Raw genomic sequence first — 1,032 nt, forward strand, 5'->3', positions numbered from 1 at the left:
CACTGTCTCACTATCCACCATCGGGAGTAGGTGAGGCATTTTCTTCGTTGTCTGGCGACCCTTGATCTCGCTGGCTCGTTGTTGAACCGAGGTATAATCCGAAGCTTCAGGAGTACTGGCCATATCTGCCCGAACAGGATTGAGATCCACATAAGCCATACACTGCAATACGGCCTTTTCATCCAGTAGCGCCTGGCACTTGTAACGGCCTTCCCAGAAGCGTCCCTTACAGCAATCCTCCTCGTTCGCTCGCCGGGCGAGGTATTCATTCAGGCATTTCATGAACCAGCCAAGATCATAAAGCCGCTCACGCCATTGGCCGACGATCTCAAGCGCTTTCAATGCCTCACCACCCTCTGACTGCCCGCTCAGCCAGCGCTTCACAATCAGTGGCCCACTGAATAACCGCATCCATCGCTCAGCGACTTCAGTATCTGACCAGGCCTGCGCCTTCTTCTGATTGAGCCGAACAACAACGTGATAGTGATTGGACATTACCGCATAGGCACAGAGATCAATGGCAAACATCTCACCCAGCACCGCAAGGCGATCCACCACCCATTGCCGGCGATGTTCGTAATCCTGGCCGGAATAGTGGTCCTGACCACACAGGAAGGCTCGCCGCACACAACGGCAGATGCAGTGATAGTAGGGAGTGGAGTCCAGAGAAACCTGGGCATAGCGAGCACGAGTCATGGAGCGCCTCCTTGCTTATCCATGACCCCAAAGATACTGACCATACAAACAGACCAATATCAGACATCGTGCATTTTCAGCGTAGGAGATCTTCCAATTTATGGGTGTCCCCTATTTCCCTTCGATTATCTTCTCCTTCCCTAACGATTTTTCCTTTCGGTATATTACCTGCCAACCTTGGAAAGCCAACGTGTTCGCTTGCTAACCACCCGGAAGAACAAGAACATCCCTCCATTGATTGCCGCAATTATTAGCCAGCGACTATCCAGAATAATTTCCCCCTGGATCATTGTATCTTCGCCGACCTCCATAACAAACAGCAGCAACACTGTCATG

1 protein-coding gene is annotated in these 1,032 nt (G+C 51.6%); it reads right to left on the reverse strand.

Features of this window, described 5'->3' with window-relative positions:
• Nucleotides 1-696 (reverse strand): transposase (locus A3730_RS05875; RefSeq protein ID WP_082872271.1); only part of this gene is annotated, 696 nt, incomplete at its 3' end.
• Nucleotides 697-1,032: the final 336 nt, after the last annotated feature.

The sequence above is a fragment of the Alcanivorax sp. HI0044 genome (assembly GCF_001634945.1).